Source organism: Streptomyces sp. NPDC012508 (assembly GCF_042902595.1).
GTDB lineage: Bacteria > Actinomycetota > Actinomycetes > Streptomycetales > Streptomycetaceae > Streptomyces.
In genome coordinates, this window is record NZ_JBIBEO010000005.1 from 213,812 (window position 1) to 237,387 (window position 23,576).

Sequence of the window (23,576 nt, forward strand, 5' to 3'; positions counted from 1 at the left end):
GGACGGGCTTTCCCGGCCGTGGTCGAGAGCTCCGGGGGACAGGTCCCGGTGCTGCTACTCGACCGTGACGGACTTGGCCAGGTTGCGCGGCTTGTCGATGTCGCGGCCCATGGCGAGCGCCGTGTGGTAGGCGAGGAGCTGGAGCGGGATGCCCATCAGGATCGGGTCCAGCTCGTCCTCGTTCTTCGGGACGACGATCGTGTGGTCGGCCTTGGCCTGCTCCTGGTGCGCGACCGCGAGGATGCGGCCGCTGCGGGCCTTGATCTCCTCCAGCGCGGCGCGGTTCTTCTCCAGCAGGTCGTCGTCGGGGACGATCGCCACCGTCGGCAGGGCCGGCTCGATCAGGGCGAGCGGGCCGTGCTTCAGCTCGGAGGCCGGGTACGCCTCGGCGTGGATGTAGGAGATCTCCTTGAGCTTCAGGGAGGCCTCCAGGGCGACCGGGTAGCCCCGCACGCGGCCGATGAACATCATCGACTGGGCGCCGGCATACGCCTCGGCGATCTTCTTGATCTCGTCCTCGGTCTCGAGGATCTCGCTGATCTGCGCGGGCAGCTTGCGCAGGCCCTCGATGATCCGCTTGCCGTCGGTGACCGACAGGTCGCGGATGCGGCCGAGGTGGAGGGCGATCAGCGCGAAGGCGGTGACCGTGTTGGTGAAGCACTTGGTGGAGACGACGCAGACCTCCGGGCCGGCGTGCACGTACACGCCGCCGTCGGCCTCGCGGGCGATGGCCGAGCCGACCACGTTGACGACGCCGATGACACGGGCGCCCTTGCGCTTCAGCTCCTGCACGGCGGCCAGCACGTCGTACGTCTCACCGGACTGGGAGACGGCGATGTAGAGGGTGTCGGGGTCCACGACCGGGTTGCGGTAGCGGAACTCCGAGGCCGGCTCGGCGTCGGCGGGGATACGGGCCATGGACTCGATCAGGCCCGCGCCGATGAGGCCGGCGTGGTACGAGGTGCCGCAGCCGAGGATCTTGATCCGGCGGATGGAGCGGGCCTCGCGGGCGTCGAGGTTGAGGCCGCCCAGGTGGACGGTGGAGAAGCGGTCGTCGATCCGGCCGCGCAGCACGCGGTCGACCGCGTCGGGCTGCTCGGAGATCTCCTTGTGCATGTACGTGTCGTGGCCGCCCATGTCGTAGGAGGCGGCCTCCCACTCCACGGTCTCCGGGGTGGCCGTCGTGGTGGCGCCCGAGGTCGTGTACGTACGGAAGTCGTCGGCCTTGAGGGTGGCCATCTCGCCGTCGTCGAGGGTGACGACCTGGCGGGTGTGGGCGATCAGGGCGGCGACGTCGGAGGCGACGAACATCTCCTTCTCGCCGATGCCGAGGACGACCGGGGAGCCGTTGCGGGCCACCACGATGCGGTCGTTGAACTCGGCGTGCATGACGGCGATGCCGTAGGTGCCCTCGATGACCTTGAGCGCCTCGCGGACCTTCTCCTCCAGGGTGGTGGCCTGGGAGCGGGCGATCAGGTGGGTGATCACCTCGGTGTCGGTCTCCGACGCGAAGACGACGCCGTCGGCCTCCAGCTTGGCGCGGAGCTCCTGGGCGTTGTCGACGATGCCGTTGTGGACGACCGCGACCTTGTTCTCGGGGTCCAGGTGCGGGTGCGAGTTGATGTCGCTCGGCGCGCCGTGGGTGGCCCAGCGGGTGTGGGCGATGCCGGTCGTGCCGGTGAAGCGCTTGGGGACGCGGGCTTCCAGGTCACGGACCCGGCCCTTGGCCTTCACCATCTTCAGGCCGGAGGCCTTCGGGCTGGTGATGACGATGCCGGCGGAGTCGTACCCCCGGTACTCCAGCCGCTGCAGGCCTTCCAGCAGCAGCGGGGCGACGTCACGCTTTCCGATGTAACCGACAATTCCGCACATAAAGGTGTAACCCCTCCAGGTTGGTGAGCGTGCTCAGCCGTAGACGATGCGGCGCAGCTGCCGGAGCGAGAGCTCCGGTGGCGCCACGGCGCGGTGCGGCAGTTCTGCCGCGATGCGCTCGAAGATCTCGGCGTTCACCGCGCCGCCGGACTGCAGTTCGCGGTGGCGGCGACGGACGAACGTCTCGGTCGACTCGTCGAAGTACGCCAGCACGTCGAGCACCACCCGGGCCGCTTCACCGCGCTGCAGCGCGGTGCTGCGCACCAGGTGGTCGATGAGGTCGTCATGCGACGGGCGGCGTTCGAGCACCAGTGAATACTGAGGGGTACCCCCCGGACTTCGCAAGAATCCTGCCCGAATTCGGGCAGACGCCTTCATGATCACGGCTCTGGAGGGGAAATTGGTCTACACCTTGACCCACAGAAGTGGTCCACGGTACGCATGGTGACTGTTCGGATACGCATACCCACAGCCGCGAAGTCCACCGAAAGGGACCATGCCTGTGAGACAGCGCAGAACGCTTCCCCGTGTGCTCGGCGCCCTGCTGCTCCTTGCGGCGGCCGGCATCTCCTGCGTCGGAGCCGCTCCCACCGCCCACTCCGCCGCCGAACCCGCACTCCGGCCGCTCGGCCAGATCGTCCCCGCCCCCGCTTCCGTGGCCCCCGGGGGACAGCCGTACACGATCACCGCCGCCACCCGCATCCGGATCGACGACCGCTCCCGCGAGTCCCGCGCCGTCGCCGACTACCTCGCCGGCATCCTGCGCCCCTCGACCGGCCACCCCCTGCGCGTCGTCGACGAGGACAGGGCGAGCGGCGGCATCCGGCTCCGCCTCAGCAACGGCGAGAAGGCGCTCGGGGACGAGGGCTACCGGCTCCAGTCCGGCCGCGCCGGCATCACCCTCACCGCCCACCGCCCCGCCGGGCTCTTCCGCGGCGTCCAGACCCTGCGCCAGCAGCTCCCGGCGGCCGTCGAGAAGCGCACCGTGCAGCCCGGGCCCTGGCAGATCGCGGGCGGCACCATCACCGACACGCCGCGCTACGCCTACCGGGGCGCGATGCTCGACGTCTCGCGCCACTTCTTCACCGTCGACCAGGTCAAGCGGTACATCGACCAGCTCGCCCTCTACAAGGTCAACAAGCTGCATCTGCACCTCTCCGACGACCAGGGCTGGCGCATCGCCATCGACTCCTGGCCCCGCCTCGCCACCTACGGCGGCTCCACCCAGGTCGGCGGCGGACCCGGCGGGTACTACACGAAGGACGACTACAAGGAGATCGTGCGGTACGCCGCCTCCCGCTACCAGGAGGTCGTGCCCGAGATCGACCTGCCCGGCCACACCAACGCCGCCCTCGCCTCCTACGCGGAGCTGAACTGCGACGGCGTCGCCCCGCCGCTCTACACGGGCACCAGTGTCGGCTTCAGCTCCCTGTGCGTGCCGAAGCCCGTCACGTACGACTTCGTGGACGACGTCATCCGCGAGCTCGCCGCGCTCACCCCGGGGAAGTACCTCCACATCGGCGGTGACGAGGCGCACTCCACGGCCCACGAGGACTACGTGGCGTTCATGGAGAAGGTCCAGCCGATCGTCGCGAAGTACGGCAAGACCGTCGTCGGCTGGCACCAGCTGACCGGCGCCACCCCTGCCGAGGGCGCCCTCGCGCAGTACTGGGGCCTCGACCGGACCGCCCCGGCGGAGAAGGAACAGGTCGCCGCGGCGGCACGCAACGGCACCGGGCTGATCCTCTCGCCCGCGGACCGGGTCTACCTGGACATGAAGTACACGAAGGAGACCAAGCTGGGCCTGGCCTGGGCCGGCTACGTCGAGGTGCAGCGCTCCTACGACTGGAACCCGGCGGCGTACCTTCCGGGCGCGCCCGCCGAGGCCGTGAAGGGCGTCGAGGCGCCGCTCTGGACCGAGACCGTCTCCGAGAACGCGCACATCGACCAGATGGCGTTCCCGCGCCTGCCGGGCGTGGCCGAACTGGGCTGGTCCCCGGCGGCGACGCACGACTGGGAGGCGTACAGGACGCGGCTCGCGGAGCAGGGGCCGCGGTTCGAGGCGCTCGGTATCGACTACTACCGCTCGCCGCAGGTCCCGTGGCCCGCGGCTGATTAGAGACGACGGCGCGGGCCCGGCGGAGGACCGTACTCCGCCGGGCCCGCGCCGGTCTCAGGGGGTGAACCGCGCGATCGGGTTCACCAGGTCGCCGATCAGCTGGAGCGCCGCCGACGGGTCCGACAGGTCCACCATCTGCTTGTTGTTGCGCAGCTGGAGGCGGTTGAGGGCGGAGAGCGCGAACGTCTCCGCGAACATGTCGTACTGCGCGAACTTCTCCGCCAGCTCCGGCTTCGAGGCCTGGTAGCCGCGCACACACTCCGCGACCGTCCGCCAGAACGCCTCTTCGTCGAGCGTGCCCTCCGCCGCCAGGGTCGCCGCCAGGAAGCGGAAGAAGCAGTCGAACACGTCCGTGAAGATCGACAGCAGCTTCATGTCCTCGGGGACGTCGGCCCGGACCCGCTCCACCGCCGGCGGCAGGACCGCGGCCGGGTCCATCACGCAGATCTCCTCGGCGATGTCCTTGAACACCGCCCGGACGACCGCGCCCCGCTCGTCGAGGACCAGGATCACGTTCTCGCCGTGCGGCATGTAGACCAGGTCGTACGCGTAGAAGCTGTGCAGCACCGGCAGCAGGTACGCGTCCAGGTAGCCGCGCAGCCACTCCGCCGGGGCCAGGCCCGAGTCCTTGATCAGAGCGCCCGCGAAGGACGCGCCCTCGTGGTCGACATGGAGCAGCGAGGCCATCGTCGCGAGCCGCTCACCCGGTGCCAGGGAGGCCACCGGGGATTCGCGCCAGAGCGCGGCGAGCATCTTGCGGTAGGGCGAGTAACGGTCGGTGGCGGCCTCATACTCCAGGTGCCGGTAGCCGACCGCCGCGCGCTCGCGGATGATCGAGAAGCGGGCCGCCGTGAAGACGGAGTCAGACGCGATCAGCCCGGCCAGCCAGTCGTTGATCGCCGGGGTCGCCTCCATGTACGCGGCCGAGAGGCCGCGCATGAAGCCCATGTTGAGGACCGAGAGCGCCGTCTTGACGTAGTGCTTGGCCGGATCCGCGGTGTTGAAGAACGTACGGATCGACTGCTGCGCCAGATAGGCGTCGTCGCCCTCGCCCAGGTAGACCAGGCGCTCCTGGGCGACCTCGGCGGCGAAGGTGACCGACAGCTTGTTCCACCACTGCCAGGGGTGGGCCGGCATCAGCAGATAGTCGGCCAGGTCCAGGCCCCGCTCGGCGAGGATCCCGGCGAAGCCGTCGACCGCCTTGTCACCCAGCTCGGCCCGGATGAACGCGTCGTAGTCGATGCCCGCGCCGGCCGTGAAGGTGGTGCGGTCGCGCCGCGCGGCCAGCCAGATCAGGTGGATCGGGGCGGCGGCCTCCGGGGCGTACGCGCGGTACTCGTCGACGCCGAAGCCGAGCCGGCCGTTGTTGGCGACGAAGCAGGGGTGGCCCTCGGTCATCCCGGTCTCGATGGCCTGGAAGTCCGCGCGCGCCAGCTCGGCGGCGGTGACCGGCGGCTTGGTCGACTTGTACGCCGTACCGGCCAGGGTGGAGGAGATCTCCTCCAGATAGACCGGCAGGATCTCGTCGCTCAGGCCGAGCGAGCCGCGCAGCTCGGTGACGAACATCAGGGCGTCGAGCGGGAGGTGCTCGTCGCCGCGGTGCCGGCTGATCGACTCGGGGTGGATGTGCCAGTGGTCGAGCGCGTACCGGTCGGCGGTGAAGCGGTACTCGGTCGAGCGGTCGTCACTGAGGACCCGGTAGCGGCTCTCCCCGAGTTCCTGCGGGTCGATCAGCCGCTCGTGGGCGAACTCGGCGAGCCCCTTGCGGATCAGCGCGCGGTTGGCGTCCGCCCAGCGGGCGGGGGTGAGGTGGGCGACGGGGTTCACTGGGACTCCCTTCCGACGAGCAGGCTCCCCGTGGCGGCCTCGAACTGGGCACGGGTGCAGAAGCTCAGCAGGGCCTTCTTCTCCGGCTTCTGGATCTCCCGCTCGGGCACGAAGCCGACGGCCTCGTTGAGCGCGTGCACGGCCTTGTTGGCCACGTCCGGCTCGACGACGACGCGCTCGGTGGCCGGGTCGGCGAACAGCTCACGCATCACGGCGGTGATCACGGCGCGGGTGAAGCCGTGCACAGGGGTGTCGGTGGGCGCGACCAGGAAGTGCATGCCGACGTCGCCGGGCTGCGGCTCGTAGAGCCCGACCAGCTCCAGCCGGGAGGGGTCGTACCGCTCCATGAGGATCGCCGGCTGCTCGTCCACCAGGCCTATGAAGGCCTCGTGGTGCGGGTTGGCGGCGAACGCCATGTACTCGCGCTCGACGTCCTCCAGTTTCGCGTCCTGCATCATCCAGAACGCGGCCTTGGGGTGCGTGACCCAGGGGTGGATCAGCTGGGCGTCCGCGAGCGGATCGAGGGGGCGGAAGCGGATGCTCATACTGCGAACTCCTGGAACGCGATGGTCTTCTCGACGGGGTAGTAGTCGTAGCCCAGCATCGCGCCGATGATGTACGCGTTGCGGTACGCACCCATGCCCAGGTCGGGCGAGGTGATGGAGTGCGTGTGCACGGAGGCGTTCTGCAGGAAGACGCCGCGGCCCGTCGTGTCGATCGAATAGTTGCGGGCCACGTCGAAGCGGCCCTGTCCGTCCCACGTGAGGCGGTCCTTGACCGGCTCGAGGAAGGCGGGGACGGCGTACTTGTAGCCGGTGGCGAGGATCAGGCCCTCGGTCTCCACCGTGAAGTCCTTCTCCTGCTCCTCCTGGTGGAAGCCGAGCGTGTACGTACCGCTCGTGTCGTCGTACGCGGCGGAGTGCAGCGCCGAGTTGGTGAGCAGGCGCGTGGGGACCGGGCCGGCCAGGTTCTTCTGGTAGAGCAGGTCGAAGATCGCGTCGATCAGCTCGCCGTCGATGCCCTTGAACAGGTTCTTCTGCTGGTTCTCCAGGCGGTACCGGGTCTGCTCGGGCAGCGCGTGGAAGTAGTCCACGTACTCCGGCGAGGTCATCTCCAGCGTGAGCTTGGTGTACTCCAGCGGGAAGAAGCGCGGGGAGCGCGTCACCCAGTTGAGCCGGTAGCCGTGGACGTCGATCTCGGAGAGGAGGTCGTAGTAGATCTCCGCCGCGCTCTGGCCGCTGCCGACCAGGGTGATCGACTCCTTCCTCTGGAGCGCCTCCTTGTTCTGGAGGTAGCGCGAGTTGTGGATCAGGTCGCCGCCGAGCCCCTGGCAGGAGTCGGGGACGTACGGCGGGGTGCCGGTGCCGAGCACGATCCGACGGGCGCGGTAGGTCTCCCCGGCCTCGGTCGTCACGACGTACTCCTCGCCGGCCTCGTCGTACGCGACGGAGGACACGGTCGTGGAGAAGCGGATGCTCCGCAGCTTGTCGGCGGCCCAGCGGCAGTAGTCGTTGTACTCGGTCCGCAGCGGATAGAAGTTCTCGCGGATGTAGAACGAGTAGAGCCGCCCCTTCTCCTTCAGATAGCTGAGGAAGGAGTACGGGGACGTCGGGTCGGCCATCGTGACGAGGTCCGACATGAACGGGGTCTGGAGGTGCGCGCCCTCCAGGAACATCCCGGAGTGCCACTCGAAGTCGGGCTTGGACTCCAGGAAGAGGCCGTTCAGTTCGTCGATGGGCTCGGTGAGGCAGGCGAGGCCGAGGTTGAACGGACCGAGCCCGATGCCGATGAAGTCGTACGTGTCGGGGGTATCAGGCGTGGACAAGGGTCTCTCCCAGGTACTGCTCGGCGTGGCCGGCTATCAGATCGAGGACGGCGGCGATGTCGGCCACGGTCGTCTCGGGGTTGAGCAGGGTGAACTTCAGGTACTGGCGGCCGTCGACCTTGGTCCCGGCGACGACGGCCTCGCCGGAGGCGAAGAGCGCCTTACGGGCGTAGAGGTTGGCGCGGTCGATCTCGGCCGGCGAGGTGACGGTCTCCGGGATGTAGCGGTAGACCAGCGTGGACAGCTGCGGCTCGACGACCACGTCGTAGCGCGGGTCGGCGGCGAGCAGGTCGAAGCCCGCCTCGGCCAGGTCGCAGACCTCGTCGAAGAGCTCGCCGACCCCGTCGGCGCCCATGACGCGCAGGGTCATCCACAGCTTGAGGGCGTCGAAGCGGCGGGTGGTCTGGAGGGACTTGTCCACCTGGTTGGGAATCTGCTCCGCGACCGTTCGGCGGGGGTTGAGGTAGTCCGCGTGGTACGTCGCGTGGCGCAGGGTGGCCCCGTCGCGCACCAGGACGGCGGAGGAGCTCACCGGCTGGAAGAAGGACTTGTGGTAGTCGACCGTCACCGAGTCGGCGCGCTCGATGCCGTCCAGGAGGTGGCGGCGGGTGAGCGAGGCGAGCAGTCCGCAGCCGTAGGCGGCGTCGACGTGCATCCAGGCGCCGTACTCGTCGGCCAGGGCGGCGATCTCGGGCAGCGGGTCGATGGAGCCGAAGTCGGTGGTGCCGGCGGTGGCGACGATCGCCATCGGGACCAGGCCCTCGGCGCGGCAGGCCTCCAGCTCGGCGGCGAGGACGACGGACTGCATCCGCTTGTTCCGGTCCACGGGGATGGAGATGACGGCGTCGGGGCCGAGGCCGAGGAGTCCGGCCGACTTCTGGACGCTGAAGTGGCTGCAGTCGGACGAGAAGACGCGCAGCTTGGACAGGTCCGTGGTCTTGGCCTCCTCGCGGGCGAGGAGCAGGGCCTGGAGGTTGGACTGCGAGCCGCCGCTGGTGAACACGCCGTCGGCCGAGGGGCCGAAGCCGATGCGACCGGTGGTCCAGTCGATGAGCTTGCGCTCGATCAGGGTGCCGCCCGCGCTCTGGTCCCAGGTGTCGAGCGAGGAGTTGACCGCGGAGAGGACGGCCTCGCCGAGCACGGCGGGGATCACGACCGGGCAGTTGAGGTGGCCCAGGTAGCGCGGGTGGTGGAAGTAGACGGCGTCGCGGAGGTAGACGCTCTCGAGCTCGTCGAGGGCGGCGGAGGAGTCGCCCAGCGGCTTGTCGAGGTCGACGGCGTCGATGGTGGGCGCCAGCGCCGCGGGGGTGACGCCGCTGAACGGGCGCCGCGTCGTGGCGAGTTTCTCCGCCACCCGCTCGACTCCTTCGGTGACGGAGCGCCGGTAGCTCTCCGCCGTGGCGTCGTTGAGCAGGTGCGAACGCATGGGGATGGTCCTCCGGACGGAAAAGGGGCGAGGGGGTTGCGGTGCAAAAGTAAGGTTAGCCTAACCTAACTTTGCATCGCAACGCCCCTCGCCTCTCAGGGAAGTGGGAGTTGCCGCCCTTAGATCACGATTCGTCCTCGGGCGTCTCACGCAGGGCGTCCTCGGACAGCCCCTTGCGCCAGTAACCGACGAACGTGACCCGACGGCGGTCGAGTTCGCGATCGCGCACGAAATGACGGCGCAGCTCCTTCACCGAACCGGACTCGCCCGCGATCCAGACGTACGGCGCCTCGCCCGGCAGCTCGGCGGCGCGCACCGCGTCCACGGCGGACGGCGCACCCTCCTCACGGACCAGCCAGGTGACGGTGGCGTCGGCCTCGGTCGCCAGCTCCATGCGGTCGCCGGAGAAGGGGACTTCGAGATAGACGTGGGCACGGGTCTCGGCCGGCAGCCACTCCAGGATCGCCGCGGCGGCCGGCAGGGCCGTCTCGTCCGCCCAGATGAGGACGGAGTCGGCGTCGTCCGGGAGCTGGAAGCGGACGGCGGTGTTGGCGGCCGTCGCCGGGCCGAGCACGACGACCCGGTCACCGGGCCTGGCCTGCTGCGCCCAGCGGCAGGCGGGGCCGCCATCCTCATGCAGGGCGAAGTCGATGTCGACCTCGCCCGGTCCTTCGGGCTCCGTGCGCTGCTCGCGGACCGTGTACGAGCGCATCACGGCCCGCTCGTCGTCCGGCATCGCGCGCCAGGCCCCGAGGATCGCGTACATGTCGGGGTTGTCCAGCGGCGGCAGGACGGGGGCCTCCTGGCCGGGGTGCGGCAGGAAGAGGGAGAGCGACTGGTCGCGCCCGCCGGAGGCGAACGACTTCAGGTCCTCTCCGGTGAAGGTGACGCGGACCAGGGACGGGCCGAGCCGCCTCGTCCGGTCGACCTGAAGGCTGAAGAACTGGAACGGGGCGGTCTCGGCGCTCGTCATGGGGTCAGGCCACCTTCTTCGCGTTCTCCAGGGCCTTCGCCAGGTCCTCCATGAGCGGGGCGCACTTGGCGTACGAGTAGATCGGCTCGGTCACGCGCGGGAAGACCTGGCCGGCCTTGACGGCGGGCAGCGCGGCCCAGGTCGGCTTGGCCTTGAGGGCCTCCGGCTGCAGGGCCGAGGTGCGGTTGTCGAGCAGGATGACGTCGGCCTTGTACTTGTCGACGTTCTCCCAGCTCAGACCCTCGAACCAGCCGCCCTGGTCCAGCTTGTCGGGCGTGATGATGTTGACGCCCAGCTCCTGGAAGTACAGCGTGTCGGTCGGCCGGACCGGGGTGGAGACGTAGAACAGGTCGGGGGAGCCGGAGCCGATCAGGACCTTGATGTCCTTCTTGCCCTTGGCGGCCTGGCGGACGCGCTCGGCGGCCGCCTCGAAGCGGGCCTTGTCGGCCAGGATCTGCTTGGTCTTCACATCGGCGCCGAGGGAGGCGGCGAGGTCGGCGTGGCGCTGGAGGACGGCCGGCATCGACTTGTCGGCGGCCCACAGGGCGACACTCGGGGCGACCTTGAGGATCTTGTCCTTCTGCTCGGCCGGGACGTACCAGAGGTCGTTCTTCTCCCACATGTCGGTGATGAGAAGGTCCGGGTTGAGCTTGAGGTACTCCTCGATCTTGAACTCGCCCCAGACGTTGCCGATGATCTTGACCTTCTTGACGTCGAGGTCCCCGGCCTGGACGTCCGGCGTCTCCTCGCCCGTCTTCGGGTCCTTGACCGTGGTCGGGCCGAAGACGCCCTTGACCTCGATGCCGAAGTCCTTGAGGGCGGCGGCCATTCCGGTGAAGGCGACGATGTTCTTCGGGGTGGACTTCGCCTCGACGGCCGTACCGCGGTCGTCGGTGAACTTCCACGGCCCGGCCTTCTCCGCGGAACCGGCGGCGTCGCTGCCGCCCTTGGTCTCGGTACCGCAGGCGGCGAGCGCGGCGCCGAGCCCGAGGGCGCCGCCTGCGGCGAGCAGTCCGCGACGAGTGAGGGAGGTGGCTCGGGCGTTGCTGGGCATGGCGAAGTCGCTTTCGGTACGTGCCGGGGACGGCGTTCGGCCTGGCTAAGTCGAAGGTAGGTTAGCCTAACCTCATGTTGATCTGGAGGGGTGGGGCATGGGGCCTGCGTCACATGCCAGAGGCATGAGGGGGGTTCGGGTCCTGGACCGGATCCGGGGCCAGGTCCAGGCCCAGGCCCAGGTCCTGGGGATGTCGTGAGTCGCACTCGAACCACACCGTCTTGCCGTCGGCGGTCGGTTCCACGCCCCAGCGATCGGTCACGGCCTCGACGAGCGTGAGCCCGCGCCCGCCCTCCGCGAGCGGCTCGGCCGCCGTGGCGTGAAGCGGCGGTCCCGAGACCGCGTCGGCGACCTCCACCCGGAGACCGTGCGGCTCCCGCAGGATCAGCACCGTGCAGCGCTGCCCGGGAACATGCCGTACGACGTTGGCGACCAGCTCGGTGAGCGCGAGCTCGGCGGCGTCGGCGAGGTGACCGAGCGCCCAACGGCCGAGGAACATGCGCAGGATGCGGCGCATGTGGCCGGCGGAGTGCTCACCGACGGTGAAGCCCATGCGGTAGCTGTCGCGAAGTTCAGCCGGATAGAGGTCAGTTGCGTGATTCATGCCACCAGGGTGGGGTGGGGTGATTACGCTCGGCTACGAACCGAAACGAACGCAGTGATGCGTGAGCTTGGGGGTGACCTCGTCGTGGTCAACATCCGCAGCCTGGATCCGAGTGCCTCGCCGCTGGACTATTACGGAGCGGAGCTCCGGCGGTTGCGGGAGGAGGCGGGGCTGAACCAGCAGCAGTTGGGCGACATCGTCTACTGCACGGCGTCGCTGATCGGCCAGATAGAGACGGCGAAGAAGGTCCCCACGCGCGAGTTCTCGGAACGGCTGGACGCGGCGCTGATGACGGGCGGGCTGTTCTCGCGGCTGGTGGGGCTGGTGCTGAAGAGCCAGCTGCCTACGTGGTTCCAGCAGTACGCGGAGATGGAGGCGCGGGCGGCTTACATCTCGACGTACCAGGCGCAGCTGGTCTACGGGTTGTTGCAGACGGAGGAGTACGCGCGGGCGGTCTTGGCCACCGGTTTGCCTGATGACCTCGAAGGGTTGGTGGCAGCTCGGATGGAGCGTCAGCGCATCCTGAGCAGGGAGCATCCGCCGATGGCCTGGGTCATCCTTGACGAGGCGGCGTTGCATCGGCCGATCGGTGGTCCCGGGGTCATGCGAAACCAACTCGCGTACTTGTTGGGTTTCCGAGCCAACCGTTGGGTGCGGATCCAGGTGCTGCCCTTCGCCGCGGGGGAGCATGCCAGCCTGATCGGCGCCTTCAACTCGCTACGGTTCGAGAGTGATCCGGACATCGTCTACACGGAGGACCTCATCGCTGGCCACATGACCGCCAATCCCGAGACGGTCAGGGAAGCCGCTCTTCGTTACGCTCACTTGCAGGCGTCCGCCCTCTCCGTGGAGGATTCAGCGGAACTGATCACGCGCGTGATGGAGGAACATTATGGGGACCACTCAGGGCCTGACCCGCGCGCAGTGGCGTAAGTCCAGCTACAGCGGCAACACCGGCGGGGACTGTGTCGAGTGCGCGCCACAGGGCACGGCCTCGTGGCGCAAGTCCTCCTACAGCGGCGACACCGGCGGCGAGTGCGTCGAGGTCGCCGATCTCACCGCCCACGTAGCCGTCCGGGACTCCAAGAATCCTGAGGGCCCCGCCTTCCTGGCGAGCCCCGCCGCGTTCTCCGCGTTCGTGACCGCCACGGCCGAGGGCCTCCTCGGGTAACCCTCCTGGTTCGGCCGCCTTCGTCCGGCGGACGCTCGGAGCGCGGCCTGCCGGTGTCAGTGCCGGGTGCCACCATGCGGGCATGAGTGGTGGGTCTTTCAACTGGCAAGAGTTTCTGGGGCGCTGGCAGCAGGAGTGGGTTCCGCGCGCGGACGCCGACGAGGGCGACGACGAGGACGAGGACGAGCACGGCGGGACGGGCTTCGGCTCCCCGGCCAGGCCCGCCGCGGAAGAGGCGGCGATCGCTGCGGCCGAGGAACGGCTGGGGCGGCGGCTGCCGCCCTCGTACCGGGAGTTCCTGGCCGTCAGTGACGGCTGGCATGTGGATGAGCCGGCCGGGGTCTATCAGCTCGGCGGCGTGGCGGACATCGACTGGTTCGGGGATCCGTTCGACATGACGCCGATGTACGAGGAGAGTCTGGGGAACGACCCGCGCGAGGAGGACGTCCTGCTGGCCGGCATGTGGCGACGGGCGCTGCGGCTGGAGACGGACTCCGACATGTCGCACGCCCTGCTCGACCCCGGCGACACCGATCAGGACGGTGAGTGGGCGCTCTACGTCTACAGGGGCTGGAGCGGTGAGTTCCCGCAGCGCTACCCGTCGTTCCGCGCGTACATGCAGGCCAAGTACCGCGGCTTCCACGCCGACCGGGTGGACAGACCCGACTTCGTCAACGCGACCACGCGCGCGCAGGACGCCTGTGTGGTGGAGGCCCGTCTGCTGGCCCTGCGTGGACAGTACGAGAAGGCACTGCCGCTGCTCGAGGAGGCGTCTTCTTTCGGGCGGCCTCGGAGCCACGTCCTGCTGAACCAGCTCCGGCATCTGCTCGCTCCGAGCGGATCCCCGGACTACGGCCTTCTGGTGGCCGACCCGCGCTATCTGCCGGAGCTCCTTGCCCTGCACGCCATGACACCGGCACGGGGTGAATGGCGCCTGGGCGGGGACGACCACTGGCTCGGGATGATGGCAGCCCGCGGGGTCGACCGGGAGGTCGCCGAGTCCGTACTGGGTGCGATGCGGGACGGCAGCCACCGGTACGCGCCTCCCGGTCCATGGGGCCGAGCCGTGGCCGAGGCCCGGGAGGCCGCCCGCTGGGGGGCGACCGACGCCGCGTGGCGAGTGCTGAGGAAGGCGCTCCCGCTGTGGGAGGCCCCCGGGCCGTCGCTGATCGCCCCGATCGGCCTCCTCGCCGATCCGGTCCTGGGACCGCTCGTCACCCCGGAGCGGGGGCGGGAGATCCTCGCGACCCCGAGGGCGGGAGAGAGCGGCCCGGTCCCCGAACCGACGCCGGATCTCGATCCGCCGGGCCTCGCGTGGCTGACGGAGCCCGCGACGAACTGGCGGCCGCGCAATGGATACCGCTGTGTGTGGATCGAGGGGATCGACCCCGCTCACCTGCCCGCCCTGATCGGCGAGGAAGGCGCCGAACTGAGCGCGCCCACGGATCCGCGCCAGGCTTCCCGGCAGGCGCCCGCCCCCCATGAGCGGGAGGGCGTGGAACTCTGGGAGGACCGGGCCGTGGTCGCCGCCGGCCGCACGGCCGAGGGGTGGGCCTTCGCCTATGACGGTTACTCGCACCGGCATCTGAGCGACCTGTTCCGATCACCGGCTCCCCCCGCTTCGTCGTCCGGTCGCGCGGTGGTGGTGTGGCGTGAGCCGGGCCGCTCGTCCCCGGACGACCACCCGCCCGCCTTCCACATGTCGGTGGCCGAACGGGGCGAGGAGCTCTACGCCTTCACCGTGCGGGGTACGGAGGTCCACCGGTCCGGCGCGATACCCGAGAGCGTGGACCCCACCCGCCTCTTCCGCCCGGAGGACTCGGCTGCGGACCGCGAACTGCGTGTGCTGGAGGCCCTCTCCACCGAACTCGGTCTCTCACTTCCCCGTTTCGCGCTGCATCAGGGCAAGCTGCCCACGTTCACCACCCGGTCATGGACCCGGGCGCCACGGGAGGGCGAGGGGTTCGCCTACGGGACCGTCGTGCGCCTGCCCTGAGCCCCGCCGTCGCAAAGAGCCCCCCAAGGCCCTGAGGCCTTGGGGGGCTCTTGCTGCCGCCTACCCGCGAGGGTCAGCGCGCCTGGGCGCCGAAGCGGGTGCCCACGGAGGGGAAGCCGCCGGTGCCGGGCTTGTACGCGGTCACCGCGGCGACCGTGCCGCCGTTGACCGTGTTGGACATCGGCAGGGCGTACAGGGCGCCGAGTCCGGGGCCGTACGGCATGCCGACGTAGAGCTTGGTGCCGGTGTAGTGCATGTTGCGGCCCAGGTACTGGTTGGCGCCCGGGGTGCCGGGGATGCCGTCGCCGTCGCCGGCCTCGAGCCAGCGGTCGTTGGCGCCGGCCGCCGCGACGAGCGAGAAGGTGTGGACGGCACCGGCGTTGGCGGTGGTGCCGATGGCCTCACCCGGGGTACCGACCGCGAGCCGCATGGTCGCGGTGGTGCCGACCGCGCGGGGCACGGTGTTGACGGCGGTGAGGGTCTCGCCCATCCGGTCGCCGATCTCCGACGTGCCGGAGACGTCATCGACGTCCGTGCCCTGCTTGAGCTCGCGCAGCTCGCTCCAGGCGCCCGCGGCGGTGACCCTGCCGACGACGACACGGCCGGCGTCGGTGCGGTTCTCGGTGCCCACGACCACGGCCTCGCCGGGCGAACCGATCGCCAGGATCGAGTCGGTGGCAGCGGCGGCACCCGAGGGCCGGTACTCGGTCAGGCTGAGCGACCAGCCGAAGTCGTCGTTCGCCTCGGCGCCGCCGGAGACGTTCTCGAGATCCTGGTCCAGGCCGAACAGCGGCTTGGGGTGGCCGTCGGTGTGCAGCGTGTGGCTGAAGACCGCCAGGTTGCCCGCGGCGTTGTCGCCGCCGATGTTCTCGTTGGGCGCGCCGATGGCGATGTGGTTGGCGTCGGCCGCGACCGAGGTACCGAAGCCGTCGTTCGCCTCGGCGGCACCGGGCACGTCCGCCTTGTCCTGGTGGATCGCGATGTTGACGCCGCCGCGCAGGTAGAAGGCACCGCCGGCCTTGGCGATGGTGCCGAGCGCCTCGCCGGGAACGCCGATCACGATGTACGGCTCGCCCGCGGCGGTGGTGCCGGCGGCGAGCGAGTCGCCCATCCGGTCGCCCGTCTCGTTGGCCGCCGCCTTGATCGCACCGGCGCCCGCGCCCTGCTCGAAGTGGGTGTCCTTCAGCGTGCCGGTGCCCAGGCCGCCGGGAGCGCCGTAGAGCACGTCGACGAAGCCCGCGTCGGCGACGGTGCCGACGTCCTCCAGGGTGGTGCCGACGACGAGGTCGGTGTAGCCGTCCTCGTTGTAGTCGACGGTGTCGATCGCGTCGCCGAACGAGTCGCCCTGCTCGGCGTCGCCGGTGACCCAGGCGAGGTCCTGGTTGATCTCGGCGATGCCCTTGCCGCCGCCGTAGGAGATCCGCACGAGACCGGCGTTGGTCTTGCCGCCGACGGTGCCCGCCGGGTCGGCGATCGCGATGTCCTCGACGCCGTCGCCGTTGAAGTCGGTGATGCGGGTGGCGCCCACCTTGGAGCTCACCCACGAGGCGAGGTCGTCCACGCGCGCGATGACGCCCGCGGTGCTGGTCTGCGTCGCGTCGGTGCCGTGGCACCCGCCCTGCGCGGACTGGGAGCTGAGGCCCACGAGCTTGCCGGCGCCGACCACCGGGCCGCCCGAGTCACCCATGCACGCGGCCGAGTCCTTGCCGGTCACGCTCGCCGACGTGGCGGCGGCCGAGTCGACGGTGTACGTGCCGGTGTGCAGCTTCTGCGGCGCCCACTCGGTCTTCGTACGGCCGTAACCGGCGAAGGCCAGCTCCGCGCCGACCGCGGGCGCGGCGCTCGCGAGGGCGATGGGCGTCACGTTGGTGACGGGCCGGTTCAACCGGGCGAGGACCACATCGCGGTCGGTGCGCGGCACGAGCTCGACGATCCGGCGCTCGGCACCCTGGGTCCCGCCCAGGTCGGCGCGGCCGATCACGGCGGTGGTCGTCTTCTGCGGGGCGCCGGCCGGGACCGCGAGCGAGACGGCCGGGTTGTCGGCGAAGCAACTGGCGGCGGTCAGCAGCCACTCGGTGTCCACGAGAACGGCGGAGCAGCCGCGGTCGTGCGCACCGACGACGACCTTGGCCGTGTAGGCGTAGGTGGTGTCCGAGTCGGCGACCGGAGTGCCGGTGACTGCGGACGCGGGCACCGCGCACAGCGCGAGCGACCCGGCGGCCAGGACCGCGCCGAGCGCGGCCGGGCGGAGACGTCTGGGGGAATGCATGGGGGTGGTTACCTCAATCACAAGGCGGCGCGGCTACTTGGAGGTGCGGATCTCGACCAGGACGTGCTCCCGGCCGTCGACGGACTCGCCGACGCCCTCCCAGGTCTCCGCGGGGATGTCGTACTCGACGCGGTCGTCCTCGGCCGTCATCTCGAGGTGGGTGTTGCCGGAGTCGTCGGTCTTCACCCCGTGCACCGACGGGAGTTGCAGCGTCAGGAAGCCCTCGTCGGCGGTGACCTTGAAGCACACGTCCGCGCGGTCGCGGGCCAGGAACCTCAGCAGGTTCGACTCGCTCGCGCAGTCGGCGAGCACGATGTGGCCGTCGCCGCGCTTGAGGAGAATGCCCTGTTCGGCCAGAATCTGGTCGGCCTTCGGGTAGTTGTAGTCCTCGACGGCATATCCGGGCGCCGCGTCGGCGACAGGTCCGACGGTGGCCTCGGAGGGCTGGCCCCCGGACAATACGGCCCATGCAAGGGCACCGGCGGCGGTCGCTGTGCCCAGAATGCGCGCCAATGTGCTGCGTGGCTTCATCACAGTCCTAGAAGTCGACAGTCGTCAGGAGTCGGCAGGAGGAATTCCCTACCGTCCCCTGCGGTTCAAGCTCCTTATGCAATCGGGGCTCGGCGGGTGCGTCCAATTCAGAAATGGGGCAGAAGCTGGGCAACCCCCGGGTGGCCTTCGTGATGTGCATCACTCGCGCATTTGGTTGTAGTGATCCGTGTAAAGAATCGGTATCTCCTCACCCGGAGTGCCGATCGGCGGACGGTGTCGGGCAATTGGGGCCGAAAAAGGCGGCGGCCGGGTCACGGAACGGATGTTCCGTGACCCGGCCGCCGCCGTCGGGCGTCGTGCCTGGCACCGCGGGATCTACGGTGCGGGCGTTCTGGTGAGCTTCAGGGACGGCTTTCCGTCCGGATCGGGACGGAACTCCACCGCCTCCCCTCCGCTCGGGTAGAGCTGGACGCCGGACGTCCTGCCGAGTCCACCGTCGTCGACCGTCAGGTAGATGAAGTCGCCGGCCTGGCTGTCGCGGAACTCCCAACGGCCGCTGAAGTCGGCCGGGTCGGAAGACCCGTCCGTCGACACACCGGTGGCGGAGAACCTCCCGTCGGACTCCAGCTGGAGCTCGCCGCCCGTCGCGTCGTCGCGGTACACGCCGGGCAGCCCGGCGGGGTCCACGGAACCCATGCACCCCGAGATCAGTACCGCGGAAGCGGCCAGGACGGCGCCGAGCCCGCGTCCTCTCGTCTTCCCGCGCATCACGGCCCGAGCGTCACGTCGAACTCGATGACCTGCGTCTTGGGCGACAACGGCCCGGAGTCGCCGACGACCTTGTCGACGAACGCGCCGACGGTGTCGCTCCACCAGTCCGTGTACCCGATGACGGGAGGGTGCGTCGCGGACTCGATGTCCGATTCGTTGTACGCGGTGTAGCGCCAGACGACGGAGCCGTTGGCGTTCTGGCGGATGGGCGTCATGCGGACCTGGTGCGAGCCGAGGAACGTGTACGCCAGGTTTCCGGTGAGCCCGGCCGTGGAGAGCGTCCCGTAGTCCTGGAGGTACTTCCCGGCACCGTCGAAGCCGCTGAGCGTGTAGTCGTACATGTACGTGTGACCCAGCTCGTAGTTCCCGCCCTGCGTGCGGGAAGCGAAGAAGGCGATGACCTCCTTCGTGAAGTTGTGGTCACGGTAGAGGCTGGTGAACTCGTCGCCCGGACCGAAGCACTGCGACGTGGGCCCCTTACCGGTCAGCCAACTCCAGCCGAGCTCCCACGGGTTGGTGCTGTTGCCGGACTCGATCGGGTCACCGAACGGCGTCAGGCAGCTCTCGGCACCCTCCGGAAGGCCGTTCTTCTCGGGGTTGATGGGAACGGTCGCATTGTTCTGCGCGTTCTGGATCGCCTCGCGTATCGCGGCCTGGATGACGAGAACCTTGGCCTCGAACGCGGCCTGCGCGGCGGCGGTGGCGTCCTTTCCGGCCTCGAGCGATGCCTTGCGGGCAGCCGCCGACGAGGACGCGGCCTGCGCGGCGTAGTTCGCGGCGACACCGGCGGACTGCACGGCCCGTGTCGCCGCGTTGCGCGCCACGCGGCTCGCGTTGCGCGCCGCCGCGGCGGCCTGACGTGCGGTCTCGGCGGACCGCGCGGCGTCGGCCGCGGAGTCTTCGGCAGCCGAGGCGTTCGCGCGTGCCTCATCGGCGGACAGCTTGGCGTCGGCCGCGTAACCCTTGGCGGCGTTGGACCACTCGATCGCCTTGTCGGCGGCGTCGCGTGCGAGGGCCGCCGCCTCGGAGGCCCGTGCCGCGTCCTCCTGCGCTTCCTGGGCGACCTTGGCCGCGCCCGCGATCGCCGCACGGATCGCGCTGATGTGCGTGGCGTGGTCGTGGTCGAGCCGCGCGAACTCGTGCTGCGTGGTGCCGATGAACTGGCGCAGCATGTGCGTGGTGCCCTCGAGCGCGATCTGGGCGGCCGCCCTGACGTAGGGGCCTCCGTTCGCCAGGAGGGTGGTGGCCTTCACACGGTCGTCCTCGCGGACGGCCGCGTAACGCTCGATGTGCAGGAAGGAGTGCAGGGCCTCGGCGGTGCCGTTCTCCAGCGCGGCCTCGGCCGCACGCCGTACCGCGGGACCGGTGGTGGCGTCGGCCAGGAGCGTGGTCACCTCGACCCGGTTGTCCTCCCTGGCCGCCTGGACCGCCCCGCTCTCGAGGAAGGTCTTCACCTTCGCGGGGTCCTCGGTCCTCAGCGCCGCCACGGCCGCCGTGGCCACGTCCTGCGTCGAGATCGCCGCCGTCGCCGCGACGTTCTCGACGTTGTCCTGGCGCAGCGCGAGGACGCGGTCGGCGTCGATCCAGTGGACGACGTCCTCGTCCGATCCGGCCAGCGCGAACTCCGCGGCCTCCCGGGTCCACGTGCCCGAACGCTCGATGAGCTGGACCGCCGCCTTACGCCCGGTCGCCACCGCCTCCGCGGTCCTGCCGCCCGCCAGCGCCGACTCGGCGGAGCCGATGAGCGCGAGCAGCTCCGCGGACAGGCGCGCTTCCTGCGTCCGCTCCCGGTTGAACCGTTCGAGCTGGTCCGTCTCGGCGCTCGCCTCGAGCCGCGCCCGCTCGATCGCCTCCTCGGTCTCCTCGACCAGCCTGGCGAGCTCGGCCTGACGCGCCGTCTGCTCGACGGCACGTGCCTTGTCGACGGCGTCGGCGGCCTTGTTCGCCGCCTCGACGGCCGCGTTGGCGGCGGTCGTCGAGCGGTTGGCGTAGTCGACCGCCTGGCCGGCGAAGTTCGCCGCCTCCACAGCGGCCGCGGCCGCCTTCTCGGCGTGGTCGGCGGCGCTGTTGGCCGCGTCGCGCGAGGCGCGGGCGGCGGTGGCCGCCTGCCCGGCCAGGGTCCGCGACCTGCCCGCGGCCTGCGTCGCCCTGGCCGCGGCGGCCTCGGCCACTGCGGCCTCCCGCTGCGCGGCGGCGGCCTCGGAGTGTGCGGCGCCGGAGGCCACGGCCGCGTCGGCCGAGGCCCGCGCGGCGGCGGCCGCGTTGAGGGCCGAGCTGGCGGCGGCCGCGCCCGCGGCATCGGCCGCGTCGGCGGACATGGCCGCGAGGTCGGCCTTCAGGGCCACGGTGCGGACGAGCTTGACCATCGCCGTGGCGGCCGTCGCCGCCGCGCGGGCCGCGTCCGCCATCGCCGCGTCCTTGGAGGCGCCGATCGCGGCACGGTACGCACGGGCCGCGGCGCGTCCTGCCGCCGCCGCGGCCGAAGCGGCGGCCTGCGCGGCCGCCACCGAACGCTGCGCGGCGGCCTGCGCCGTCCGCGAGGCCGACACCGCGGTCGCCGCGGCGGCGGCAGCGCCCTTGGCCGCCTGCGCGGCCTTGTTCGCCGCCCTGGCCGAGCGCTGGACGTCCTGTTCGGCGGCCTCGGCCTCGGCCTTGGCCTCCAGCGCCGCCTCCTTCGCCTTCTCGGAGGCCTTGATCGCCTGCTGGGACAGCTCGACGGCCTCGTCGGTCTTCCGGCCGGCGCGGCGGCCCTCCGCCTCCACGACCTTGACCAGCTGCTGGATCGTCGCCGTCTCCTCGTCCCGCGCCCGGGCGATGTACTGGCCCGTCTCCAGGAACCACCGGATCGCCCTCGGCGATCCGTCGTCCAGGGCCCGCGAGGCGTACTCCCGCACCTGCGGCGACGCCGTCACGAGGATGGAGGTCACCTGCACACGCTCGTCCTCCTCGTGCGCGGTGAACTGTCCACCGCTGAGGAAGGCGCGCAGCGCGAAGTCCGAATCGGCCTCCAGAGCGACGGACGCCTCACGCTTCACGGCACGGCCACCGTGGGCCATGACCGTGGTCACGGCCACCTCGAGGTCCTCGCGCACCGCCGTCCGGAAACCGTCCTTGAGGAAGGTCTCGACCGCCGCCGTCCCGCCGGACAGCGCCACGCCGATGCTCTCGCGCGTCGCCCTGCCCGCCATGACCAGGGACTGCGTGAGCGTGAACCGGTTGTCCTCGGCCCGGGCCGAGGCCAGCTTCTCGTCGAGGAAGGTCCTCACGTCGGCCGCACTGCCCGCCAGGGCCGCGGCGGCGGCGGTACGGACGGCACGGCCGCCCGTCCGGTACGCCCAGACCACCTTGCCGCGGTCGGTGTCCGGAAGACCGGACCCCTCGGGCACCGAGTCGGTTCCGGACCCGGTCGCCGCGTACGCGGGACGCGTGAGGACGGTGCATTCCGGCAGCGCACAACCGGCTGCCACCCCGGCGAAAGCGGCGAGTATCTGACGTCTGCTGAACTGTCGTGAGCGCTGTGCCATCACGATCCCCTTCTCCTGCGCTGATCCCGACCAGGACGTGCTTCCGGCCTTCGACGGACTGTCGTGGTCGGTCGTCCGCACCCGGTACACCGAGTCGGACTCCAGGCTCAGGAAGCACTCCGCGGCGGAGGGCCGGTCCTAGCGGCTCGCCCCTGCGGTCCAAGTTCCTTATGCAATCGGGGCTCGGCGGGCGCGTCCAATTCAGAAATGGGGCAGAAGCTGGGGAACCCCCGGGTGGCCGTCGTGATGTGCGTCACTCGCGGAAAAGGTTGTAGTGATCTCGATAAAGAATCGGTTCCGGCGCGACCCGAAGTCATGAATCCGGCCTTTTGTACGGCTAATTCGCCGATTTACGTCGCAACACCAAGGAGCCTTCGTAATGCCGTGATTCGCGACGAAGGGGCGGAGCCGGAAACCGGCGAGCGCCCGCCGCCCCCGGTGGGGGCGACGGGCGCTCGACGGGCGTCGGTGCCTGGGGCGGAACGGCTCAGGCGGAGACCAGGCCCAACTCACGGGCGATCAGCATCCGCTGGACCTCGCTCGTGCCCTCGCCGATCTCCAGGATCTTGGAGTCGCGCCACATCCGGGCCACCGGGTACTCGTTCATGAAGCCGTAGCCGCCGTGGATCTGGGTGGCCTCACGGGCGTTGTCGACGGCGACCGTGGAGGAGTACAGCTTCGCCAGCGCCGCCTCCTTCTTGAACGGCTCGCCGAGCACCAGCCGCGAGGCCGCGTCGCGCCAGCCGATGCGGGCCATGTGCGCCCGCATCTCCATGTCCGCGATCTTGAACTGGATGGCCTGGTTGTCGCCGATCGGCCGGCCGAAGGCGTGACGTTCCTTCGCGTACTTCACGGACTCGTCGACACAGCCCTGCGCGAGCCCGGTCGCCAGCGCCGAGATCGCGATCCGGCCCTCGTCGAGGATCCGGAGGAACTGCGCGTACCCACGGCCCTCTTCGCCGAGCAGGTTCGCGGCGGGGACACGGACGTCGTCGAAGGACAGCTCGCGGGTGTCCGAGGCGTTCCAGCCGACCTTGGAGTACGGCGCGGCGACCGTGAAGCCCGGGGTGCCGGACGGGACGATGATCGAGGAGATCAGCGGACGGCCGTCGGGCTTGCGGCCGGTGACGGCCGTGACGGTGACCAGACCCGTGATGTCCGTACCGGAGTTGGTGATGAAGCACTTCGAGCCGTTGATGACCCAGTCGTCGCCGTCGCGGACGGCGGTGGTGCGGGTGCCGCCGGCGTCGCTGCCCGCGCCGGGCTCGGTCAGGCCGAAGGCGCCCAGGATCTCGCCCGAGCACATCCGGGGGAGCCACTCCTGCTTCTGCTCCTCGGTGCCGAAGCGGTAGACCGGCATCGCGCCGAGCGAGACGCCTGCCTCCAGGGTGATGGCGACGGAGGAGTCGACGCGGGCGAGCTCTTCGAGCGCGATGCCGAGGGCGAGGTAGTCGCCGCCCATGCCGCCGTACTCCTCCGGGAAGGGCAGGCCGAACAGGCCCATGCGGCCCATCTCGCGGACGATCTCGTACGGGAACTCGTGGCGCTCGTAGTAGTCGCCGATCTTCGGCGCGACGACGTCGTGCGCGAACTCCTCCACGGTGCGGCGGAGTTCCTCGTGCTCTTCGGAGAGCCGGTGGTCGAGGGACATGG

Annotated in this window: 18 protein-coding genes; 4 read left to right on the forward strand and 14 right to left on the reverse strand. The window is 70.3% G+C overall.

All coding sequences use genetic code 11. From position 1 onward, the window contains the following. Nucleotides 1–54 precede the first annotated feature (54 nt). The gene (glmS, locus tag ACFY8U_RS18575) at nt 55–1,872 is read right to left on the reverse strand and encodes a glutamine--fructose-6-phosphate transaminase (isomerizing) (RefSeq protein ID WP_361606385.1); all 1,818 of its coding nucleotides are present in this window, start codon (nt 1,870–1,872) and stop codon (nt 55–57) included. Nucleotides 1,873–1,905: 33 nt separating this feature from the next. After that, complete coding sequence (locus ACFY8U_RS18580; protein ID WP_361439670.1) at nt 1,906–2,181, reverse strand: hypothetical protein; 276 nt, start codon at nt 2,179–2,181, stop codon at nt 1,906–1,908. Nucleotides 2,182–2,368: 187 nt separating this feature from the next. Here ACFY8U_RS18580 and ACFY8U_RS18585 point away from each other — a divergent pair, with 187 nt between their 5' ends. Beyond that, the gene (locus tag ACFY8U_RS18585) at nt 2,369–3,991 is read left to right on the forward strand and encodes a beta-N-acetylhexosaminidase (RefSeq protein ID WP_389571317.1); all 1,623 of its coding nucleotides are present in this window, start codon (nt 2,369–2,371) and stop codon (nt 3,989–3,991) included. Nucleotides 3,992–4,045: 54 nt separating this feature from the next. Here ACFY8U_RS18585 and ACFY8U_RS18590 read toward each other — a convergent pair whose 3' ends face one another. From ACFY8U_RS18590 to ACFY8U_RS18620, 7 genes are all read right to left on the reverse strand, one after another. After that, the gene (locus tag ACFY8U_RS18590; RefSeq protein ID WP_389571320.1) at nt 4,046–5,818 is read right to left on the reverse strand and encodes an IucA/IucC family protein; all 1,773 of its coding nucleotides are present in this window, start codon (nt 5,816–5,818) and stop codon (nt 4,046–4,048) included. Beyond that, a complete protein-coding gene (locus ACFY8U_RS18595; RefSeq protein WP_389571323.1) occupies nt 5,815–6,363 on the reverse strand; it encodes a GNAT family N-acetyltransferase in 549 nt (182 codons plus the stop codon). Before ACFY8U_RS18595 ends, ACFY8U_RS18590 begins: the two co-directional genes overlap by 4 nt. Next, the gene (locus ACFY8U_RS18600) at nt 6,360–7,643 is read right to left on the reverse strand and encodes a lysine N(6)-hydroxylase/L-ornithine N(5)-oxygenase family protein (protein WP_389571326.1); all 1,284 of its coding nucleotides are present in this window, start codon (nt 7,641–7,643) and stop codon (nt 6,360–6,362) included. Before ACFY8U_RS18600 ends, ACFY8U_RS18595 begins: the two co-directional genes overlap by 4 nt. Next, complete coding sequence (locus tag ACFY8U_RS18605) at nt 7,630–9,069, reverse strand: pyridoxal phosphate-dependent decarboxylase family protein (RefSeq protein ID WP_389571328.1); 1,440 nt, start codon at nt 9,067–9,069, stop codon at nt 7,630–7,632. The genes ACFY8U_RS18600 and ACFY8U_RS18605 overlap by 14 nt, the downstream gene beginning before the upstream one ends. A 124-nt stretch (nt 9,070–9,193) precedes the next feature. Further along, nucleotides 9,194–10,042, reverse strand: a complete 849-nt coding sequence (locus ACFY8U_RS18610; protein ID WP_389571331.1) for a siderophore-interacting protein — start codon at nt 10,040–10,042, stop codon at nt 9,194–9,196. A gap of 4 nt (nt 10,043–10,046) precedes the next feature. Then, entirely contained in the window at nt 10,047–11,096 is a 1,050-nt protein-coding gene (locus tag ACFY8U_RS18615) for an ABC transporter substrate-binding protein (protein WP_361606364.1), read from the reverse strand. A gap of 109 nt (nt 11,097–11,205) precedes the next feature. Further along, nucleotides 11,206–11,700, reverse strand: a complete 495-nt coding sequence (locus tag ACFY8U_RS18620; RefSeq protein ID WP_389571334.1) for an ATP-binding protein — start codon at nt 11,698–11,700, stop codon at nt 11,206–11,208. 84 nt (nt 11,701–11,784) lie between these two features. Between ACFY8U_RS18620 and ACFY8U_RS18625 the strand changes: the two genes are divergently transcribed. From ACFY8U_RS18625 to ACFY8U_RS18635, 3 genes are all read left to right on the forward strand, one after another. Then, nucleotides 11,785–12,633, forward strand: a complete 849-nt coding sequence (locus tag ACFY8U_RS18625; protein ID WP_389571336.1) for a Scr1 family TA system antitoxin-like transcriptional regulator — start codon at nt 11,785–11,787, stop codon at nt 12,631–12,633. Then, nucleotides 12,593–12,871 carry a DUF397 domain-containing protein gene (locus ACFY8U_RS18630; RefSeq protein ID WP_389571339.1) on the forward strand — a complete coding sequence of 93 codons (279 nt, stop codon included), beginning with the start codon at nt 12,593–12,595 and terminating at the stop codon, nt 12,869–12,871. Before ACFY8U_RS18625 ends, ACFY8U_RS18630 begins: the two co-directional genes overlap by 41 nt. Nucleotides 12,872–12,953: 82 nt before the next feature. Next, nucleotides 12,954–14,867 (forward strand): SMI1/KNR4 family protein, encoded by a 1,914-nt coding sequence (locus ACFY8U_RS18635; protein WP_389571341.1) that lies wholly within the window; start codon nt 12,954–12,956, stop codon nt 14,865–14,867. A 73-nt stretch (nt 14,868–14,940) separates the two neighbouring features. Here ACFY8U_RS18635 and ACFY8U_RS18640 read toward each other — a convergent pair whose 3' ends face one another. The 5 genes from ACFY8U_RS18640 to ACFY8U_RS18660 all read right to left on the reverse strand — a co-directional run bounded on the left by ACFY8U_RS18640 (nt 14,941) and on the right by ACFY8U_RS18660 (nt 23,574). Continuing rightward, complete coding sequence (locus ACFY8U_RS18640; RefSeq protein ID WP_389571344.1) at nt 14,941–17,136, reverse strand: trypsin-like serine protease; 2,196 nt, start codon at nt 17,134–17,136, stop codon at nt 14,941–14,943. Nucleotides 17,137–17,169: 33 nt separating this feature from the next. Next, on the reverse strand, nt 17,170–17,667 hold the full coding sequence (locus ACFY8U_RS18645) for a hypothetical protein (protein WP_389571347.1): 498 nt from the start codon (nt 17,665–17,667) through the stop codon (nt 17,170–17,172). 336 nt (nt 17,668–18,003) lie between these two features. After that, nucleotides 18,004–18,396, reverse strand: coding sequence for a hypothetical protein (locus tag ACFY8U_RS18650; RefSeq protein WP_389572076.1), 393 nt, complete (start codon nt 18,394–18,396; stop codon nt 18,004–18,006). Beyond that, entirely contained in the window at nt 18,396–21,923 is a 3,528-nt protein-coding gene (locus ACFY8U_RS18655; RefSeq protein WP_389571348.1) for a hypothetical protein, read from the reverse strand. Before ACFY8U_RS18655 ends, ACFY8U_RS18650 begins: the two co-directional genes overlap by 1 nt. A 487-nt stretch (nt 21,924–22,410) precedes the next feature. Beyond that, nucleotides 22,411–23,574, reverse strand: a complete 1,164-nt coding sequence (locus tag ACFY8U_RS18660; protein WP_361439712.1) for an acyl-CoA dehydrogenase family protein — start codon at nt 23,572–23,574, stop codon at nt 22,411–22,413. Nucleotides 23,575–23,576: the final 2 nt, after the last annotated feature.

Bases quoted from the DNA above. Each gene is read 5' to 3' on its own strand.
- glmS (WP_361606385.1), bottom strand. From the start codon at position 1,872: ATGTGCGGAATTGTCGGTTACATCGGAAAGCGTGACGTCGCCCCGCTG.
- ACFY8U_RS18585 (WP_389571317.1), top strand. From the start codon at position 2,369: ATGCCTGTGAGACAGCGCAGAACGCTTCCCCGTGTGCTCGGCGCCCTG.
- ACFY8U_RS18595 (WP_389571323.1), bottom strand. From the start codon at position 6,363: ATGAGCATCCGCTTCCGCCCCCTCGATCCGCTCGCGGACGCCCAGCTG.
- ACFY8U_RS18605 (WP_389571328.1), bottom strand. From the start codon at position 9,069: ATGCGTTCGCACCTGCTCAACGACGCCACGGCGGAGAGCTACCGGCGC.
- ACFY8U_RS18610 (WP_389571331.1), bottom strand. From the start codon at position 10,042: ATGACGAGCGCCGAGACCGCCCCGTTCCAGTTCTTCAGCCTTCAGGTC.
- ACFY8U_RS18615 (WP_361606364.1), bottom strand. From the start codon at position 11,096: ATGCCCAGCAACGCCCGAGCCACCTCCCTCACTCGTCGCGGACTGCTC.
- ACFY8U_RS18620 (WP_389571334.1), bottom strand. From the start codon at position 11,700: ATGAATCACGCAACTGACCTCTATCCGGCTGAACTTCGCGACAGCTAC.
- ACFY8U_RS18630 (WP_389571339.1), top strand. From the start codon at position 12,593: ATGGGGACCACTCAGGGCCTGACCCGCGCGCAGTGGCGTAAGTCCAGC.
- ACFY8U_RS18635 (WP_389571341.1), top strand. From the start codon at position 12,954: ATGAGTGGTGGGTCTTTCAACTGGCAAGAGTTTCTGGGGCGCTGGCAG.
- ACFY8U_RS18640 (WP_389571344.1), bottom strand. From the start codon at position 17,136: ATGCATTCCCCCAGACGTCTCCGCCCGGCCGCGCTCGGCGCGGTCCTG.
- ACFY8U_RS18645 (WP_389571347.1), bottom strand. From the start codon at position 17,667: ATGAAGCCACGCAGCACATTGGCGCGCATTCTGGGCACAGCGACCGCC.
- ACFY8U_RS18650 (WP_389572076.1), bottom strand. From the start codon at position 18,396: ATGCGCGGGAAGACGAGAGGACGCGGGCTCGGCGCCGTCCTGGCCGCT.
- ACFY8U_RS18655 (WP_389571348.1), bottom strand. From the start codon at position 21,923: ATGGCACAGCGCTCACGACAGTTCAGCAGACGTCAGATACTCGCCGCT.
- ACFY8U_RS18660 (WP_361439712.1), bottom strand. From the start codon at position 23,574: ATGTCCCTCGACCACCGGCTCTCCGAAGAGCACGAGGAACTCCGCCGC.